Origin of the sequence: Pseudoxanthomonas sp. Soil82 (genome assembly GCF_040446535.1) — a bacterium.
Classification (GTDB): Bacteria; Pseudomonadota; Gammaproteobacteria; order Xanthomonadales; family Xanthomonadaceae; genus Pseudoxanthomonas; species Pseudoxanthomonas kaohsiungensis.
In genome coordinates this window covers 87479-105558 of record NZ_JBEAAK010000001.1, presented here as the reverse complement: position 1 = coordinate 105558, position 18080 = coordinate 87479, and the positions used below count along the sequence as shown (strand labels likewise).

The window sequence follows — 18080 nt, the reverse complement described above, 5'->3', positions numbered from 1 at the left end:
GATGCAACCTGTCCATTCCCGGCTCGCCCTTTCCGCGCTGATTTGCGGCGCCGTCCTGCTGGCCACTACCGCCTGCACCGACCGCGAAGCGCAGCGCCAGGCGCAGGCCGCCGCCGAAGCGCAGGCGAAGGAACTGGCCGCCACGAAACTGCAGGGCGAATACGACGCGGCCGTGGCGGCCAACAACTGGGAGCTGGCGCGCATCCACGGCAGCGCGCTGCTGGCGCAGTATCCGGTTACCGAGGCGGCGGCGGCGGTCGAGCCGGCGCTGGCCGACGTCACCGCCAGGGCGGACGCCGCGCGCGAGCAGCGCCGCCTGGCCGCGCTGTGGAACTACGCGCGCGTGGCCGCCGGCAAGGGCGAGCAGCGCACGGCGGCGATCTTCAGCAAGGAACCGCTCGATACCGGCGGCAGCGCCCCGGCCACGGTGCAGCTGGTGATCCGCGACCACCCTGAGTGGAAGCGCAGCGCCTACCTGGTGCTTGAAGGCGGCGATTTCGACTGCTACGGCGGCTGCAAGGTCAAGGTCGCCTTCGACGACGCGGCGGCCAAGCCGATGTCCGCCTGGCGGCCGAAGACCGACGAGGCCATCGCGATGTTCATCGAGGACTACCGCGGCCTGTGGAAGCAGGCGCGCAAGGCGCAGGTGCTGGAAATCGAGTTCCCGGTGAAGGCCGGCGGCACCCGCACCGCGGTATTCGAGGTCGGTGGACTGGACGGCAGCCAGATGCCGGGCTGGGACTGAGCCGGCCGGCTACACGCCGCCGATGATCCGGTCCGCGGTGCATGGATGCCGGAGAAGCCGGGCGGGGCCCGGCGCGCACGCGTGCGTCGCCACGACCTGGAGGCGTGGCTGCGGCGCGGCGCATTCCCGTAGAGCGGGGCTTGCCCTGCTGCTCTACGATGCATGCCGCACGAGGCAGCGGGGCAAGCCCCGCTCTACAAGGGCGGCGATCACGCGGCAGGTTGCGCAGGTATCGACCGCGCGGCAGGGGACGTGGATTTCGAGGAACAGGGTGGTGAGGCAAGCCGCGTCATCCCACCAGGCAGGTACGGCAGGGCAGACCGCGGTGTCCAGGGACGCCAGCTCCGCCGGGATGGGAGCGGGCGCCCTCAGGCCAGCGAATACCCGAACTGCTGCTTGAACTGGTCGTTGAATTCGTCGAAGTCGAAGCGCTGGTTCTGGGTGCCCGGGTGCTCGACCTTCAGCGCGCCCATCAGGTTGCCCATGCGGCCGATGGTCAGCCAGTCGTAGCCCTTGTCGATGCCGAAGATCAGGCCGGCGCGGAAGGCGTCGCCGCAGCCGGTCGGGTCGACCACGCGGCGCTCGTGCGCCGGCGGTACGTCGTAGGTCTTTTCCGGGGTATGCACCAGCGCGCCGCGCGGGCCCTGCGTGGTGATGTAGGCCTTGACCCGCGCGACGATCTCGCGATCGTTCCAGCCGGTGCGTTCCTGCAGCAGGTTGGACTCGTAGTCGTTGACGACCACGTAGTCGGCCTGCTCGATGAACTGGCGCAGCTCCTGCCCGTTGAACAGCGGCATCGCCTGGCCGGGATCGAAGATGAACGGCACGCCCATCTCCTGGAACTCGCTCGCGTTCTGCAGCATGCCCTCGCGGCCGTCGGGACCGACCAGGCCCAGGGTGATGCCGGGCACGTCGCGGGCGTGGTTCTCGTAGGAGCGCATCATCGCGCCGGGATGGAAGGCGGTGATCTGGTTGTTGTCGTGGTCGGTGGTGATGAACGCCTGCGGGGTGAACAGCTCGTCGATCACCTTCACCCGCGACAGGTCGATGCCCAGCGCCTGGAAATGCTCGCGGTAGGGCCCGAAGTCCGAACCGACGGTGCCCATCGGGACCGGCTTGCCGCCCAGCAGGTGCAGGTTGTAGGCGATGTTGCCGGCGCAGCCGCCGAACTCGCGGCGCATCCGCGGCACCAGGAACGACACGTTCAGGATGTGGACCTTGTCCGGCAGGATGTGGTTCTTGAACTGGTCCGGGAACACCATGATGGTGTCGTAGGCAAGGGAACCACAGATCAGGGTGGACATCGTCTGGCTGCTCGGGAGGCCCGGGGGCGGGCAAGGGGCGCGGGCGGCGAGCGTGCGGGACGGCGCGCGTCCCGGCACCGCGGCGCCGGTGCGAAGGTTACCGGCTGCATCCCGGCACGGCCAGCCCGGCGGGGCGGCCCGATCCCCGTCCGGCGCCCGGGGACAGCGACGAAAGCCGCGGTTTTGCCGTGGAATTTCCTTGCCCGGGCCGGGTACCGTTGCTAGGCTAGCCGGCCTTGTTTCTGCCCAAATTTTCGCCACCCTCGCCGCCCCCGGGCGCGGGTCGCCGGGCTTCCCCGCTGCTCCACCGCCAGACCCCAGGACCGCCTCCCCCGATGTTCAAGAAGCTCCGCGGCATGTTCTCCAACGACCTGTCCATCGACCTGGGCACGGCCAACACCCTGATCTACGTGCGCGGCCAGGGCATCGTGCTGAACGAACCCTCGGTGGTCGCGGTGCGCCAGGACCGCGCCATCGGCGGCACCCGCTCGGTCGCCGCGGTCGGCGCGGAGGCCAAGCAGATGCTCGGCCGCACCCCCGGCAACATCACCACCATCCGCCCGATGAAGGACGGCGTGATCGCCGACTTCACCTACACCGAGGCGATGCTCAAGCACTTCATCAAGAAGGTGCACAAGTCGCGCTTCCTGCGCCCGAGCCCGCGCGTGCTGGTCTGTGTGCCGGCCGGCTCGACCCAGGTCGAGCGCCGCGCGATCAAGGAGTCGGCCGAGGAAGCCGGCGCCCGCGACGTGTACCTGATCGAGGAACCGATGGCGGCGGCGATCGGCGCCGGCATGCCGGTGTCGGAAGCGCGCGGCTCGATGGTCATCGACATCGGCGGCGGCACCACCGAAGTGGCGGTCATCTCGCTGAACGGCATCGTCTATTCGGCGTCGGTGCGCATCGGCGGCGACCGCTTCGACGAATCGATCACCAACTACGTGCGCCGCAACCACGGCATGCTGATCGGCGAAGCCACCGCCGAGCGGATCAAGGTCGAGCTCGGCTGCGCCTATCCGCAGACCGTGGTCCACGAGATGGAGATCTCCGGCCGCAACCTCGCCGAGGGCGTGCCGAAGATGATCAAGATCAACTCCAACGAGGTGCTCGAGGCGCTGCACGAGCCGCTGTCGGGAATTGTTTCCGCGGTGAAGCTGGCGCTGGAGCAGACCCCGCCGGAACTGTGCGCCGACGTCGCCGAGCGCGGCATCGTCCTGACCGGCGGCGGCGCGCTGCTGCGCGACCTGGACAAGCTGATCTCCGAGGAGACCGGCCTGCACGTGCAGGTCGCCGACGACCCGCTGACCTGCGTCGCCCGCGGTGGCGGCCGTGCGCTGGAAATGGTCGACATGCACGGCAACGAGTTCTTCGCCCCGGACTGAGCCGGACGCCACGTGGTGCCCGCCGCGGCGCGGCACCGGCGGGCGCAGGCCCGCGTCCGCCGCCATACTGCCCTCTTCGCCGCCGCGCCCCTGACCGTCCTCCGTGTCGTCCTATCCCGGACCTGCCGCCGCTGCCCGACCTGGTGACACCGCCGGCACGCTGCGCCTGCTGGCGTACCTGGCGCTGGCCGTCACCCTGCTGGTCCTGGACCATCGCGGCGGCTGGCTGCACCAGGCCCGTACCCAGGCCGGCCTGCTGGTGCAGCCGGTGTGGGCGCTGGCCGGACTGCCGGGACGCCTGGGCAGCGGCCTCAAGGACGGGCTGGCCTCGCGCGAGGCGCTGCTGGAGGAGAACCGGCAGCTGCGCAACGACCTGCTGCTGTCCAATGCGCGCCTGACCCGGCTGCGCAACGCCGCCATCGACAACGCCCAGCTGCGCGACCTGCTCGGCGTGGTCGAGCGTGGCGGCCTGGACGTGCAGCTGGTGCCGATCCTCGACATCGACCTGGCGCCTTCGCGGCAGCGGCTGGTGCTGGCCGCCGGCAGCCGCGAGGGCGTGCGCCTGGGCCAGGCGGTGATCGATGCCGGCGGCCTGCTCGGCCAGGTGGTCGAGGTGACGCCGCTGCATTCGACCGTGCTGCTGCTGACCGACCCGGACCACGCGGTGCCGGTGATGATCGCGCGCAATGGCGTCCGCCTGATCGCCTACGGCGGCGGCGACCGGCTGGAACTGCGCGACGTGCCGCTCAACCGCGACGTGGAGGTCGGCGACACCCTGGTGACCTCCGGCCTGGGCGGACGCTTCCCACCGGGCTTCCCGGTGGCCACCATCACCGCGCTGCGGCCGGACGAGAGCCAGGCCTTCCTGGTCGGCGAACTGGCGCCGGCCGCGCAGCTGGACCGCGGCCGCGACGTGCTGCTGTTGCGCAGCGGTGCGCCGCTGCCACTGCCGGCCGCCCCGGGCGCCGCGGCCGGGGCGGACGCGAATGCCGCCGCGAACGCCGCTCCGGCCAGCAGCCCGGCGACCGTTCCGGCCAGCCCTCCGCCGCGGCCGGCAGCCACGCGCGATGGCAGCGGCGCAGAGGCAGACGCCACTGGCGCGGCGCGGCCGCCTGCCTCGACCCCGCCGCCAGCGGTGCCCAGCAACCCGAACCCGCCGCGGGAGACGCCGCGATGAGCCGCCTGCGCGATGGCGGCTGGATCCTGCCGGTGAGCCTGTGCGTGGCCCTGCTGCTGGGCCTGCTGCCGCTGCCGGAGGCGCTGCAGCCGCTGCGCCCGTACTGGCTGGCCCTGGTGCTGGCCTACTGGGTGATCGAAGCGCCCTCGCGCGCCGGCCTGGGCCTGGCCTTCTGCGTGGGGCTGGCGGCCGACCTGGCCTACGGCGGCCTGCTCGGCGAGCAGGCGCTGCGGCTGGTGATCATGGCGTTCATCCTGCAGCGCTTCCGCGCGCGGCTGCGGTTCTTCCCGCTGTCGCAGCAGGCCCTGGCGATCGGCGCGCTGCTGCTGAACGACCGCATCGTCAGCGCGGCGATCCACCTGGCGCTGGGACAGCCGACCCTGCCCTGGCATTACTGGTGGGCGCCGGTGCTGGGCATGCTGCTGTGGCCGCCGCTGTTCCTGCTGCTGGATGCGCTGCGCCTGGGCCGGCGTGGCGACTGAGCCGTGAACAGCCGTCGCCCGGTCAAGAATCCGCACGCGGAAGCCGAGCAGTTCCGCCGCCGCGCCGCGATCGGCTTCATCGGCGTGGCCCTGGCGCTGCTGGGCCTGGGCGCGTGGTACTTCCGCCTGCAGGTGCTGCAGCACGACGATTACGCCACCCGCTCGGAAGCCAACCGCATCCGGCCAAAACCCGTCGTGCCGGCGCGCGGCATGATCTACGACCGCCAGGGCCGGCTGCTGGCCGAGAACCTGCCGGCGTTCCGCCTCGACGTCACCCCCGACAAGGCCGGCGACCTGGACAAGCTGCTGGCCGAACTGGGCCAGGTGATCGCGCTGGACGAGGACGAAATCGCCCACTTCCGGCGCGAGCGCAAGTCCGGTCGCGGCTTCCTGCCGATCACCCTGAAGCTGCGCCTGAGCGACGAGGAGATGGCGGCCTTCGCGGTCAACCGCTGGCGCTTCCCCGGCGTCGAGCTGCAGCCCTACCTGACCCGGCACTATCCCCACGGCGACCTGTTCGCGCACGTGATCGGCTACGTCGGCCGGATCGACGAGGACGACCTGGCCAAGCTGGGCGAGGGCGGCGCGGCGCTGACCCACATCGGCAAGACCGGGGTGGAGCGCGCCTACGAGGAACTGCTGCGCGGCCAGGTCGGCTACGAGCAGATCGAGACCAACGTGCAGGGCCGCGCGCTGCGCACCGTGGGCCGTGTGCCGGCGCGGCCGGGCGCCGACCTGCGCCTGTCGATCGACGCCGAGCTGCAGCGCGCCACGGTCGCCGCGTTCGGCGAGCTGGAGGGCACGGCGGTGGCGATGGACCCGCGCACCGGCGAGATCCTGGCCCTGGTCAGCCTGCCGTCGTTCGACGCCAACCTGTTCGTCAACGGCATCTCGCACGCCGACTACCGCGCCCTGAGCGACAACCCGTCGCGGCCGCAGTTCAACCGCGCCGTGCTCGGCGGCGTGGCGCCGGGCTCCACGCTCAAGCCGTTCCTGGCCCTGGCCGGGCTGGACAGCGGCACCCGCCGGCCGGAGGACCGCACCCTGTCCACCGGCATGTTCTACCTGCCGGGCACGCGGCGCGGCTGGGGCGACTCGCACCGCGGCGGCCACGGCTGGACCGATGCGCGCAAGTCGATCGCCGATTCGGTCAACACGTACTACTACAAGCTCGCCCTGGACATGGGCATCGACGAGATCGACCGTTACCTGCGCCGCTACGGCTTCGGCCAGCCCAGCGGCATCGACCTGTCCGGCGAGAACACCGGGATCCTGCCCAATCCGGCCTGGAAGCTGAAGAACCGCAAGGAGCGCTGGTATCCCGGCGACACGGTGAACATCAGCATCGGCCAGGGCGACTGGAAGGTGACCCCGCTGCAGATGGTGCGCGGCACCGGCGCGCTGGCCGACGACGGCCGGTTGCGGCGGCCGCACCTGGTGCAGGCGCGGCGCGACCGCTTCGACGCGCCCTGGGCGCCGCTGCCGCAGCCGGCGCCCACCCTCATCAGCGACAGCCCGGCGGACCTGCAGGTGGTGCGCGAGGGCATGGTCATGACCGTGCATGGGCCCGGCGGCACCGCGCGCGCGATCGGTGCCGGCTCGCCCTACCTGATCGCTGGCAAGACCGGCACCGCGCAGGTGGTCAGCCGCCGCGGCACCGCGGCGGTCGATCCGCGCAGCCTGCCGATGCACCTGCGCCATCGCGCGCTGTTCATCGGCTATGCGCCGGCGGACGACCCGCAGATCGCAGTGGCGGTGGCCGTGGAGGGTGGCGGTTATGGCGGCAGCACCGCGGCGCCGATCGCCAAGGCGATCTTCGATGCCTGGCTGCTGGGCAAGCTGCCGGCCGGGCTGGAGCCGATCGACGGACCGGCGACGGCGCCGGCGCCGGCCTGCGCGCCGGAAGACGCGACGTGCCTGCAGGCGCAGCCCGTGCCCGCCACGGGCGCCTCGGCCGCAGCCCGCGTCCTGGTCGATCGGCCGGCTTCGGCACCGGCGTCCAGCGCAGCGCCACCGCCGACCTTGGCGCCGACGCCGACGAACGCGGGCGAGCGTGACAGCGACCGCGCGGACGGACGCGAGGTGCGCCGTTGAGGGACTTCCTGCGCTGGCTGCTGGACATCGGCGCGCGTGCCACGCGCACGCTGGACTGGCCGCTGCTGCTGGCGCTGTTCGCGCTGATGGGCTTCGGCCTGGCGGTGCTGTACAGCGCCGGCGGCGCCAGCAACGGGCCGGCGCTGATCAAGGCCCAGGGCGCGCGCTTCGCGGTCGGCCTGCTGGCCATGTGGGCGCTGTCGCGGGTGTCGGTGATCCGCCTGCGCGCGTGGTCGCCGCCGGTGTACCTGCTCTCGCTGCTGCCGCTGGTCGCGGTGCTGCTGGTGGGCACCGGCAAGCATGGCCGGCACTGGCTGGACCTGGGCGTGTTCTACCTGCAGCCGTCGGAGCTGCTGAAGATCAGCCTGCCGATGATGGTCGCCTGGTACCTGCACCGGCGGCCGCTGCCGCCGCGCATCGACACGGTGCTGGTGGCCGGCGTGCTGGTCGCCGTGCCGACCAGCCTGATCCTGCTGCAGCCGGATTTCGGCACCGGCATGCTGATCGCGGCCAGCGGCGTGTTCGCGCTGCTGCTGGCGGGGTTGCCGTGGTGGTGGGTCGGCGTGGCCGTCGGCGGCGTGGCCGCGGTCGCGCCGGCGGCCTGGATCTGGCTGCTGCGGCCGTACCAGAAGGACCGCATCCTCACCTTCCTGGAGCCCGAGCGCGACCCGCTGGGCACCGGCTGGAACATCATCCAGTCCAAGATCGCGATCGGGTCCGGGGGCCTGACCGGCAAGGGCTGGGGCGAGGGCAGCCAGTCGCACCTGAACTTCATCCCCGAGCAGACCACCGACTTCGTGTTCGCGGTGCTGAGCGAGGAGTTCGGCTGGATCGGAGTGGCCACGGTGCTGGCGCTGTACCTGTTCGTGATAGGCCGCTGCCTGTGGATCGCGATGGAAGCGCGCGACACCTACTCGCGCCTGCTCGCCGGTTCGCTGGGCCTGGCGTTCTTCGTCTACGTGCTGGTCAACGGCGGCATGGTCTCCGGCCTGCTGCCGGTGGTGGGCGTGCCGATGCCGCTGCTCAGTTACGGTGGTACCTCGGCGGTGTCGCTGCTGGCCGGGCTCGGGCTGGTGATGGCGGTGCGCACGCACCGCCCGGTGCATGGCTACCGCTGACGCCGCGGGCCGGCGGATGCGACGGAAAATCCGGTGGTTCCGCGTGTTTGCGCACGATGCTACCCTGCCGTCGATGATGAAACCCGCGCTTGCCAGCCTGTTGGCTCTCGGTCTCCTCGGATGCATCCCGAAGGAGGCGTTCGTTTCCCCGCCGTCGTCGGCCACCGCCGTCGCCAGGCCCGCCACGCCGGCCGAAGCGGCGCCGGAGAAGCCGGTCGCGCCGCCGGTCGATCTCACCCCGGTGCCATTCGAGATCGCGCGCGCCAACTTCGTGCGCGACACGTCGGCGCGTTTCGGCATCCCGGCCGCCGAGATCGAGGCGACCCTGGCGCAGGCGACCGTGCTCGACAGCGTGGTCACCGCGATGTCGCGCCCGGCCGAGCGGGTCAAGCCGTGGCACGAGTACCGGCCGATGTTCATCAGCCAGGCACGGATCGACGGCGGCCGTGCGTTCCTGGCCAAGCATCGCCAGGCCCTCGACAAGGTGCAGGCCAGGACCGGCGTGCCGGCCGAGCTGGTGGTGGCGATCATCGGCGTGGAGACCAGCTACGGCGGCAACACCGGCCGCTACTCGGTGCTCGACGCGCTGTACACGCTGGCCTTCAACTACCCGCGCAGCGGCGACCCGGCCAAGCTCGAGCGCGAAGTGCGCCGCGAACTGTTCTTCCGCGACGAGCTGGCGCAACTGTTCGCGCTGGGGCGCGAGGAGAAGCTGGACATCGCCGCGCTCAAGGGCAGCTACGCCGGGGCGATGGGCCTGGGCCAGTTCATGCCCTCGAGCTACCGCCAGTTCGCCGTGGACGGCGACGGCGACGGCCGCCGCGACCTGTTCGGCAGCCTGGACGACGTGTTCGCCTCGATCGCCAACTATTTCGTGAAGAAGGGCGGCTGGGTCGCCAACGCGCCGGTGGCGGCGCCGGCCACGCTCGCGGCCGGGCGGGAACCGTTCAACCCCGAGGACTGGACGCCGACCCACACCCTCGAGGAACTGGCCGCGCGCGGCTACGCGCCGGTGCAGCCGGTGCCGGCCGGCATCACCGCCACGCCGGTGTCGCTGGAAGGCAGCGCCGGCCCGCAGTACTGGCTCGGCTTCCAGAACTACTACGCGATCACCCGCTACAACATCTCCAAGATGTACGCGATGGCCGTCTACCAGTTGTCGCAGGCGATCGCCGGGCGCGAGATCCCGCCGGCATGAGCGCGCGGCCGGCGCGCGCGCTGGTGGCGGTGCTGGCCGTGCTCGCACTGGCCGCGTGCGGCAGCGCGCCGAAGAAGTCCGCCAGCGCTTCGGCCGGCGGCAAGCCGCTGGCAGGGGCCGGCGCCGGGCACGCGCCGATGGCCGCGCTGCCGGAGGGCTGCACCGGCAAGTCGCCGTATGCCCCGGCGCAGGAAGACCCGTCGACGCGCGGCGACTACAAGGCCGGCGGCCTGTACAAGCCCGGGGTCAGCGACACCACGCCGGCCTACGTGCCCAACGTGGCCTGCATCCCGGAGCCGGTGGTCACCGACGAGGCGCGCTCCCCGGTCGGCAACCGCTCGCCGTACACGGTGCTGGGCAAGCAGTACCACGTGATGGACCGGACCCGGGGCTACGTCGAGAAGGGCACCGCCTCCTACTACGGGGCCAAGTTCCATGGCCGCCGCACCTCCAACCAGGAGGTGTACGACATGTACGCCTTCACCGCCGCGCACAAGACCCTGCCGTTGCCCAGCTTCGCCCGGGTGACCAACCTGGACAACGGCCAGTCGGTGGTGGTGCGGGTCAACGACCGCGGCCCGTTCCACGAGGGCCGGGTGATCGACCTCAGTTACGCGGCGGCGGTGAAGCTGGGCATCGTCGCCCGCGGCACCGGACGGGTGGAGGTGCGCGCGCTGCAGCCCGGCGACGACGACGCCCCGCGCAGTGCCGCCGCGCGCGCGCCGCAACAGGCGCCCGTGCGCGCCGTGGCGACGACCGCTCCGGCCACCCCGGCCACCGCGATGGACCAGCTGGTCCAGGCACTGCCGTCCACCGGCGGCGCGGTGGCCTCCGCGGTGGCGGCCGTGCCGGCGACGCCGGACGTGGCCGGCGCGGCCGTGGCGATGCTGCCGTCCTCGCAATCGGGCTCCTATGCGCCGGCGGGCGCGGCATCCGCCATGGCCGCGACCCGGGTCGACAACGGCGCCATCGCCGCGCCGGCGGCATCCGCCGGCCCGGAGCTGCAGGTCGCCAGTTTCTCCAGCCTCGACAACGCCCGGCGCGCGCTGGAGCGGCTGCTGGCCGCCGGCATCCCCGGGGCGCGACTGGACGACGTGGTCGCCGGCGGTCGCACCTTGTGGCGACTGCGCGTGGCCCCCGGCGCCGCGGACACCGCGGAACTTGCCGGCCGCATCGCCGGTCTCGGATTCGGTACCCCGCAACTGGTCCGCGAATGATGAACCGGCGCGGCCAGCGCGCCGCGCTTACAATTCCCAGCCCCCGCGCGAACGTCGCCCCGCGACCGCCGCCGCCAATCCCGCCGGCCACCGGCCGGCCAATGCAGGAGTTCCCACCCGCATGAAGTTCCGTTTTGCCGCCGGCGCGTTCGGCACCGCCCTGGCCACGACGCTGTCGATCGGCCTGGCCCTGGCCCAGGCACCCGCTCCGGCGCCGCCACCCGCCGCCGCCGCGCCCGCTGCCGTCGCCATTCCCGATGCGCCCAAGCCGGCCCAGTCCACCGCCTGGCTGGTGATGGACTACGCGACCGGCCAGGTCCTGGCCGGCGAGAACGCCGACGCGCGCGTGGAGCCGGCCAGCATCACCAAGGTCATGACCTCGTACGTGATCGCCGCCGAGATCGCCGCCGGCAAGGTCAACCCCGACGACCAGGTGATGATGAGCGAGCGCGCCTGGCGCGAGGGCGGGGCCCGCACCGACGGCAGCTTCAGCGGCTTCCCGGTCAACCAGACCGCGCCGCTGCGCGACATGGAAAAGGGCATGGCGGTGCAGTCGGGCAACGACGCCGCGATCGCCTTGGCCGAGCACGTGGCCGGCACCCAGGAGGCGTTCGCCGACCTGATGAACAGCTACGCGGCGAAGATCGGCATGAAGAACAGCCACTTCGTCAACGCCCACGGCCTCTCGGCGCCGGAGCATTACAGCACCGCGCACGACCTGGCCTTGCTGGGGCGCGCGTTCGTGCGCGATTTCCCGGAGGCGTACGCCTACAACAGCATCAAGGAATTCACGGTCAACGGCATCACCCAGCCCAACCGCAACCTGCTGCTGTGGCGCGACCCGAGCGTGGACGGCATCAAGACCGGCCACCACTCTGGCGCCGGCTACTGCCTGATGAGCTCGGCCAAGCGCGGCGACCAGCGCCTGGTCGCGGTGGTGATGGGTTCGAACTCCGAGCGCCAGCGCGCCGACGACAGCCTGGCCCTGCTCAACTGGGGTTTCCGCTTCTACGAGACCCACAAGCTGTACGAGCCGGGCAAGCCGGTGGCGCAGCTGAAGGTGTGGAAGGGCAAGGCCGACCAGGTGCAGCTGGGCGTGGCCCAGCCGCTGCTGGTGAGCGTGCCGCGTGGCCGCTACGCCGAGCTGAAGCCGGCGATGGAGGTGCCCAAGTCGCTGGTCGCGCCGATCGAGGCGGGCCAGGCGATCGGCACGGTCAAGGTGAGCCTGGACGGCGAAGTCGTCGCCCAGGCGCCGCTGGTGGCGATCGGCGCGGTCGAGGAAGCCGGTTTCTTCAAGCGCCTGTGGGATGCGTTCTGGATGTGGTGGGAGTCGGACTGAGCTCCACCGCTCCGATCGATGGCACACGCGCGCGGCCCTTCGGGGCCGCGCTGCGTTTCCGGGCTCGCAAAGGATCGGATCTGCTCGCGCCCCGCGTCTGAACGGCCACGCCCGCACTCCTCGTAGAGCGGGGCTTGCCCCGCTGCTTCCCCGCTCACCCGGGAGGGGGCGGCAGCCGGGCAAGCCCGGCTCTACGGAGGAACCTAACGCCGCGGGGTATGCTCGGCAGCCGCTGTTTGCGCGGATCGACGGGGAAGGGATCGTGAAGACATTCGCCGCTGGACTGTTATGCCTGCTGCTGCCGGTGGCGCCGGCATGGGCCGCCGAAGCGCCCATGCAGGCCTACACCCGCGCGACGCAGTCGCTGGACGGCGAGTGGAAGGTGATCGTCGATCCGTACGAGAACGGCTACTACAATTACCGCTACCAGCCGTTCGACCAGCAGGCCGATCCGCCCAAGGGCGCGTATTTCCGCGACGCGAAACCCGAGTCGCCGACCGACCTGGTCGAGTACGACTTCGACCGGGCCCAGTCGCTGCAGGTACCCGGCGACTGGAACACCCAGGACCCGAGGCTGTACTACTACGAAGGTAGCGTCTGGTACCGGAAGACGTTCGATGCGCCGGCGCGAAAGCCGTCGGAGCGCGCGTTCCTGGAGTTCGGCGCGGTGAACTACCGCGCCGACGTGTACCTCAACGGCCGCAAGCTCGGCGTCCACGAGGGCGGCTTCACCCCGTTCCGCTTCGAGGTCACCGACCGGCTCCGGCCGCGCGGCAACTCGCTGGTGCTGAAGGTCGACAACAAGCGGCGCGCCGATGGCGTGCCCACGCTCAACACCGACTGGTGGAACTACGGCGGCATCACCCGCTCCGTCGGGCTGGTGGTGGTGCCGGAAGTGTTCGTCCGCGACTACCGTCTCGCCCTGGCCTCGCTCGCCGACCGCGAAGTCGCCGGCCGCGTGCAGCTGGACGGCGCGCGCGGTGGCGAGGAGGTCAGCGTGGCGCTGCCGGAGCTGGGCGTGCGCCAACGCGTGCGCGCCGGTGCCGATGGCCAGGCGGAATTCCGCTTCCGCGTCCCGGGCGCGCGCCTTTGGTCGCCGGTGCATCCGCAGCTGTACCGGGTCGAGATCGCCAGCGGCAGCGACACGCTGGTCGACCGGGTCGGCCTGCGCACGATCGCGACCCGCGGCCGGCAGTTGCTGCTCAACGGCGAGCCGCTGTTCCTGCGCGGGATCTCGGTGCACGAGGAGTACGCGGCCGACGGTGGCGGGCGCGTGCGCGACGCGGACCAGGCGCGCCGGCTGCTCGAGCGCGCCCGCTCGCTGGAGGCCAACTTCGTCCGCCTGGCCCACTACCCGCACAACGAGCACATGGCGCGGCTGGCCGACGAGATGGGCCTGCTGGTGTGGTCGGAGATCCCGGTCTACTGGACCATCGACTGGGCCAACGAAGCCACCTACCGCAACGCCGAAGCGCAGCTGGAGGCGATGATCGGCCGCGACCGCAACCGTGCCTCGGTGATCGTCTGGTCGCTGGCCAACGAGACCCCGGTATCGGACGCGCGCAACCGCTTCCTCTCGCGCCTGGCCGCGCGCGCCCGCGCGCTGGACGACAGCCGCCTGCTCAGTGCGGCGATGGAGAAGCATTACCGCGAAGACGACCCGGACGTGGCGGTGGTCGAGGATCCGCTGGCCGAGCTGGTCGACCTGGTCAGCTTCAACCAGTACATCGGCTGGTACGACGGCACGCTGGACAAGATCGACCGGGTGCGCTGGCAGATCCCGTACGACAAGCCGGTATTCGTCAGCGAGTTCGGCGCCGACGCCAGGCAGGGCCTGCATGGCGACGCCGGCGCCATCTGGACCGAGGAATACCAGGCCGAGCTGTACCGGCGGACCTTGCGCATGCTCGACCGGATCGAAGGCTTCGCCGGGACCTCGCCGTGGATCCTGTCCGACTTCCGTTCCCCGCGCCGGCCGCTGGCGGGCGTGCAGGACGGCTTCAACCGCAAGGGCCTGATGTCGGAGAAGGGCGAGCCGAAGCAGGCCTTCCACGTGCTGCGCAACTACTACCGGGGGAAGGCGGGGAACGCTCCGCCGTAAGCCTGCGGACCCGCTCCGCCACCTGTCCGCGCATGACGCCGCCGGAACGCATCGAACACGCTGACCGTCGCCGGCCGAGCCTGGAAGGCGACGGGTCCGCGCCGGACATGGCTGCCGGGCGGCAGCCGCGTCCTGCGCGCACTTCGGCAGGGACTGCCCGGGGCTCTGGTTTATGATCGGCGGACCGGCGTGGGGGGCCGTATGCGTGCACTTCGATCGTGAAGGAACACGTTCGCCCGTCAGCGCCGTCCACCAACGACGGAGAGTGCAATGCGTAAAGGGAATTCGGGCATGACGATTCTGGCCGCCGCGCTGCTGGCATCGATGGCGGCGCCGGTCGCGGCGCAGAGCGCGCAGGAGATGCGCAAGCAGCAGGCCGCGCAGATCCCGGTCTGCGCCAAGCCGCTGGGGACCATCTCGGTGATCGAGCCGGAAGACGCGGTCAACTGGTGGACCGGGCAGCAGCTGCCGGCGCCGTCGAAGCTGATCAAGGTGTTCGTCAACAAGTCGCGCTGCTTCACCCTGGTCGATCGCGGCGTCGGCATGGCCGCCGCCCAGTACGAGCGCGGGCTGGCCGCCGACGGCGAGCTGCGCGGTGGCTCCAACATCGGCAAGGGCCAGGTCAAGGCGGCCGACTACGTGATGATCCCGGACCTGATCGCGCAGAACAGCAACGCCGGCGGCAACGCGATCAGCGGCCTGGTCGGCGGCCTGCTGGGCGGCAATGCCGGCGCCCTGGTCGGTGGCCTGAACATGAAGAAGAAGACCGCCGACGTGGTCCTGACCGTCACCGACGTGCGTTCGTCCGAGCAGGTGGCGATGGCCGAGGGCAGCGCCAAGAAGACCGACATCGGCTGGGGCTCCAGCGGCGGCCTGTTCACCGGCAGCGGCTTCGGCGCGGCGGGCGTGGGTGGCTATGCCAATACCGAGATCGGGCAGGTCATCACCCTGGCCTACCTGCAGGCCTACACCGACCTGGTCGGCCAGCTCGGCGGCCTGCCGGAAAACGCCTCGGCGGCCAATGTCAGCCAGGCCCTGCGCGTGACCAAGCCGGCGCGACTGCTGGCCAACGCCAAGGGCACCGGCTCGGCGGTGCGCGAGCTCGATCCGGGGATGCTGCTGTACCCCACCGGCGCCAAGGAGGGCCTGATGTGGGAAGTGGACGATGAGCTCGGCAACAAGGGCTGGGTCAACTCCACCATGACCGAGCTGGCGCGGTAAGCGGCCTGCCGCGCGCCGGTACCGACCGGCGCGCGGCGCCCGGAGCCTGCGGGACGGTACCGCCGTCCCGCGGTCCACGCCCGGCATCGCCGGCCGGCGCCGGCGCCGCGACTTGGGTTCACCCCCTGCCGCCCCGATAATGCCGGCATGGAAATCAAATCCGACAATCCCGAACACGGCTTCCAGTTCCCCGGCACCTTCGAGCTCAGCGCGATGGGCACCGCCGACAAGGGCCTGGAGACCGAACTGCCGAAGCTGCTCGTCGAGTACGGCGTGGAGGTCCTGGAAGAGCGCATCCAGTGGAAGCACTCGTCCAACGGCAAGTACGTGTCGGTGCGGATCAGCTTCCGCGCCGACAGCCGCGAGCAGTACGACGCGGCCCACCAGGCGTTGCGCGACCATCCGGAAGTGAAGTGGACGCTGTGAGTGCGCCCGCGGTGGAGGCCGGGCCCGCCTGCGGGGTCGCTTCTCCGGCCCGCGCACCGCTCCCGGCACGGGTGTTCGACCTGGGCCGCCAGCCCTACGAGCCGGTATGGCGGGCGATGCAGCGCTTCACCGACGCGCGTGGCGAGGACACCGTCGACGAGCTGTGGCTGGTCGAGCACGAGCCGGTGTTCACCCTCGGCCAGGCCGGCAAGCCCGAACACGTGCTCGCCCCCGGCGACATCCCGGTGTTGCACGTGGATCGCGGCGGCCAGGTGACCTACCACGGCCCCGGCCAGATCGTGCTGTACCCGCTGCTGGACCTGCGCCGCCTGGGCGTGGGCGTGCGCGAGTACGTGTGCCGGATCGAGCAGGCGATCATCGACACCCTGGACGAGTGGAACATCGGCGGCGAGCGCCGCGAGGGCGCGCCGGGCGTCTACGTGGGCGGCGCCAAGGTCGCCGCGCTGGGGATCCGCGTCCGCCGCGGCTGCACCTTCCATGGCCTGGCCTTCAACATCGGCATGGACCTGGAGCCGTTCCACCGGATCAATCCCTGCGGCTACCAGGGCCTGCAGGTGACCTCGCTGCAGGACCTGGGCGGCCCCTCGGGCATGGAGGCGGTCAAGCCGGTGCTGCTCGACCAGGTCGCCCGCCAGTTCGGGCTGGCCCTGCAGCCGCAGGCTGGGCTGCCCGGCACCGGCTTCTGAGTCCGTCACCCGAGTGCGGACAGGGCGTCCGTCCGAGGGATGCGCCCTGCCCCCGGGGCGCGACGGCCCCATCCGGAGCACGCGCTCCAGCTCTCCCGCACATCCCGGCGCGTGGTGGTGCCATCCGGAGTCCGCTCTCCCGCACGTCCGGGGGCGCGGCGGTCCCCACCGGAGTCCGCGCTTGTGCCCCCGTCGCTGTGTCCCAGCGGCATGGGCGTCCGCCTGCAGTTGCAACTTCCGCCCGGCTCCGCGCCCGGTCGCGGCTGCCGTTCCGGAGCCCGCGCCTCGGTCCGGGTCAACTCGCGCCCGGGTGCAGTCAGCGGGCGATCCGACCATGAAGGGCGGGTGCTCCGCCGGTCTGCGCATCGAGCGCCTCCCCGTCGTTCCGCCCGCCGCGACCACCGTTGCACCGGCGTTGGCCTTTCCGCCGGGCAGCGGGGCAAGCCCCGCTCTACAATAGGCGCCATGACTTCCACCGCCCCCCGCTCGATCCCGCTCCAGGTCCTGTCCGAACCGGCCGCGCCGGTGGCGGCGCCGCGCGATGGCGCGCTCCAGGAGGGCGCCAAGCAGCTGGGTGGCGACAAGATCGGCCGCTCCCCGGTGCAGTTCGCCGACGCGCCGGTGCTGCGGAAGCCGTCCTGGATCCGGGTCCGGATCCCGTCCGGCAACGCCGTGGCCAACCTCAAGGCCAAGCTGCGCGAGAACCGCCTGGTCACCGTGTGCGAGGAAGCCAGCTGCCCGAACATCCACGAGTGCTTCGGCCACGGCACCGCGACCTTCATGATCCTGGGCGAGGTCTGCACGCGGCGCTGCTCGTTCTGCGACGTCGCCCACGGCCGTCCCAAGCCGCCGGACGCCGGCGAGCCGGCCAACCTGGGCAACACGGTCGCCGACATGGGCCTGAAGTACGTGGTGGTGACCAGCGTCGACCGCGACGACCTGCGCGACGGCGGCGCCCAGCATTTCGTCGACTGCATCGCCGCGATCCGCGAGCGCGCCCCCGGCACCCGGATCGAGATCCTGACCCCCGATTTCCGCGGCAAGGGCCGCATGGACCGGGCCCTGGAGATCCTGGCGCAGAACCCGCCGGACGTGTTCAACCACAACATCGAGACGGTGCCGGAGCTGTACCCGAACGTGCGTCCCGGTGCCGACTACCAGTGGTCGCTGACCCTGCTGCAGAAGTTCAAGGCCCAGCACCCGGCGGTGCCGACCAAGTCCGGGATCATGCTTGGCCTGGGCGAGACGATGGAGCAGGTCCAGGCCACCCTGCGCGACCTGCGCGCGCACGACGTGGAAATGGTGACCATCGGCCAGTACCTGCAGCCGACCGCCCACCACCACCCGGTGATGCGTTACTGGACTCCCGAGGAATACAAGGCGCTGGAGGACTACGGCTACGCGCTGGGCTTCAGCCACGTCGCCTCCGGGCCGATGGTCCGCTCGTCCTACCATGCCGATCGCCAGGCGGCCGGCGCCGGGGTCGCGGCCTGACGGTCCGGGCCGTCGCCCGGCACCGGCGCGTCCCGCGCCGGGCGGTCCGGCCGCGGCGGCCGGCGATGGCGATCC

13 protein-coding genes and 2 pseudogenes are annotated in these 18080 nt (G+C 71.6%); 14 read left to right on the top strand and 1 reads right to left on the bottom strand.

Annotation, left to right across the window (positions count from 1 at the left end):
* Position 1: 1 nt before the first annotated feature.
* Complete coding sequence (locus ABKA19_RS00470) at positions 2 to 745, top strand: hypothetical protein (RefSeq protein ID WP_353687170.1); 744 nt, start codon at positions 2 to 4, stop codon at positions 743 to 745.
* Positions 746 to 1113: 368 nt separating this feature from the next.
* Here ABKA19_RS00470 and ABKA19_RS00465 read toward each other — a convergent pair whose 3' ends face one another.
* The gene (locus tag ABKA19_RS00465) at positions 1114 to 2049 is read right to left on the bottom strand and encodes a carbohydrate kinase family protein (RefSeq protein ID WP_353687169.1); all 936 of its coding nucleotides are present in this window, start codon (positions 2047 to 2049) and stop codon (positions 1114 to 1116) included.
* 335 nt (positions 2050 to 2384) lie between these two features.
* Here ABKA19_RS00465 and ABKA19_RS00460 point away from each other — a divergent pair, with 335 nt between their 5' ends.
* The 13 genes and pseudogenes from ABKA19_RS00460 to lipA all read left to right on the top strand — a co-directional run bounded on the left by ABKA19_RS00460 (position 2385) and on the right by lipA (position 18005).
* Positions 2385 to 3431: a rod shape-determining protein gene (locus ABKA19_RS00460; protein ID WP_162376930.1), complete on the top strand. Its 1047-nt coding sequence runs from the start codon at positions 2385 to 2387 to the stop codon at positions 3429 to 3431.
* Positions 3432 to 3534: 103 nt separating this feature from the next.
* Positions 3535 to 4578 (top strand): annotated as a pseudogene (gene mreC / locus ABKA19_RS00455) (rod shape-determining protein MreC); the annotation flags it as partial.
* Positions 4579 to 4604: 26 nt separating this feature from the next.
* Positions 4605 to 5090 (top strand): rod shape-determining protein MreD, encoded by a 486-nt coding sequence (mreD, locus tag ABKA19_RS00450; protein ID WP_353687168.1) that lies wholly within the window; start codon positions 4605 to 4607, stop codon positions 5088 to 5090.
* Positions 5091 to 5093: 3 nt separating this feature from the next.
* Positions 5094 to 6956, top strand: a pseudogene (mrdA, locus tag ABKA19_RS00445) (penicillin-binding protein 2); the annotation flags it as partial.
* A 224-nt stretch (positions 6957 to 7180) separates the two neighbouring features.
* Positions 7181 to 8302 carry a rod shape-determining protein RodA gene (gene rodA / locus ABKA19_RS00440; protein ID WP_353687167.1) on the top strand — a complete coding sequence of 374 codons (1122 nt, stop codon included), beginning with the start codon at positions 7181 to 7183 and terminating at the stop codon, positions 8300 to 8302.
* A 73-nt stretch (positions 8303 to 8375) separates the two neighbouring features.
* Positions 8376 to 9500, top strand: a complete 1125-nt coding sequence (gene mltB / locus ABKA19_RS00435) for a lytic murein transglycosylase B (RefSeq protein WP_353688008.1) — start codon at positions 8376 to 8378, stop codon at positions 9498 to 9500.
* On the top strand, positions 9497 to 10717 hold the full coding sequence (locus ABKA19_RS00430; protein WP_353687166.1) for a septal ring lytic transglycosylase RlpA family protein: 1221 nt from the start codon (positions 9497 to 9499) through the stop codon (positions 10715 to 10717). The genes mltB and ABKA19_RS00430 overlap by 4 nt, the downstream gene beginning before the upstream one ends.
* 121 nt (positions 10718 to 10838) lie before the next feature.
* Positions 10839 to 12056 (top strand): D-alanyl-D-alanine carboxypeptidase family protein, encoded by a 1218-nt coding sequence (locus ABKA19_RS00425; protein ID WP_162376936.1) that lies wholly within the window; start codon positions 10839 to 10841, stop codon positions 12054 to 12056.
* A 262-nt stretch (positions 12057 to 12318) separates the two neighbouring features.
* On the top strand, positions 12319 to 14157 hold the full coding sequence (locus ABKA19_RS00420) for a glycoside hydrolase family 2 protein (protein ID WP_353687165.1): 1839 nt from the start codon (positions 12319 to 12321) through the stop codon (positions 14155 to 14157).
* Positions 14158 to 14427: 270 nt separating this feature from the next.
* The gene (locus tag ABKA19_RS00415) at positions 14428 to 15378 is read left to right on the top strand and encodes a CsgG/HfaB family protein (RefSeq protein ID WP_502945676.1); all 951 of its coding nucleotides are present in this window, start codon (positions 14428 to 14430) and stop codon (positions 15376 to 15378) included.
* 147 nt (positions 15379 to 15525) lie between these two features.
* The gene (locus tag ABKA19_RS00410; protein WP_162376938.1) at positions 15526 to 15804 is read left to right on the top strand and encodes a DUF493 family protein; all 279 of its coding nucleotides are present in this window, start codon (positions 15526 to 15528) and stop codon (positions 15802 to 15804) included.
* Positions 15792 to 16511, top strand: coding sequence for a lipoyl(octanoyl) transferase LipB (gene lipB / locus ABKA19_RS00405; protein ID WP_502945675.1), 720 nt, complete (start codon positions 15792 to 15794; stop codon positions 16509 to 16511). The genes ABKA19_RS00410 and lipB overlap by 13 nt, the downstream gene beginning before the upstream one ends.
* A 465-nt stretch (positions 16512 to 16976) precedes the next feature.
* Positions 16977 to 18005 (top strand): lipoyl synthase, encoded by a 1029-nt coding sequence (gene lipA, locus ABKA19_RS00400; RefSeq protein ID WP_353687163.1) that lies wholly within the window; start codon positions 16977 to 16979, stop codon positions 18003 to 18005.
* Positions 18006 to 18080: the final 75 nt, after the last annotated feature.

What these genes read in the sequence shown, in the direction of transcription:
- mltB (WP_353688008.1), top strand. Translation starts at nt 8,376, where the DNA reads ATGATGAAACCCGCGCTTGCCAGCCTGTTGGCTCTCGGTCTCCTCGGA.
- ABKA19_RS00460 (WP_162376930.1), top strand. Translation starts at nt 2,385, where the DNA reads ATGTTCAAGAAGCTCCGCGGCATGTTCTCCAACGACCTGTCCATCGAC.
- ABKA19_RS00465 (WP_353687169.1), bottom strand. Translation starts at nt 2,049, where the DNA reads ATGTCCACCCTGATCTGTGGTTCCCTTGCCTACGACACCATCATGGTG.
- mreD (WP_353687168.1), top strand. Translation starts at nt 4,605, where the DNA reads ATGAGCCGCCTGCGCGATGGCGGCTGGATCCTGCCGGTGAGCCTGTGC.
- ABKA19_RS00415 (WP_502945676.1), top strand. Translation starts at nt 14,428, where the DNA reads ATGCGTAAAGGGAATTCGGGCATGACGATTCTGGCCGCCGCGCTGCTG.
- lipA (WP_353687163.1), top strand. Translation starts at nt 16,977, where the DNA reads ATGACTTCCACCGCCCCCCGCTCGATCCCGCTCCAGGTCCTGTCCGAA.
- ABKA19_RS00410 (WP_162376938.1), top strand. Translation starts at nt 15,526, where the DNA reads ATGGAAATCAAATCCGACAATCCCGAACACGGCTTCCAGTTCCCCGGC.
- ABKA19_RS00470 (WP_353687170.1), top strand. Translation starts at nt 2, where the DNA reads ATGCAACCTGTCCATTCCCGGCTCGCCCTTTCCGCGCTGATTTGCGGC.
- ABKA19_RS00425 (WP_162376936.1), top strand. Translation starts at nt 10,839, where the DNA reads ATGAAGTTCCGTTTTGCCGCCGGCGCGTTCGGCACCGCCCTGGCCACG.
- ABKA19_RS00430 (WP_353687166.1), top strand. Translation starts at nt 9,497, where the DNA reads ATGAGCGCGCGGCCGGCGCGCGCGCTGGTGGCGGTGCTGGCCGTGCTC.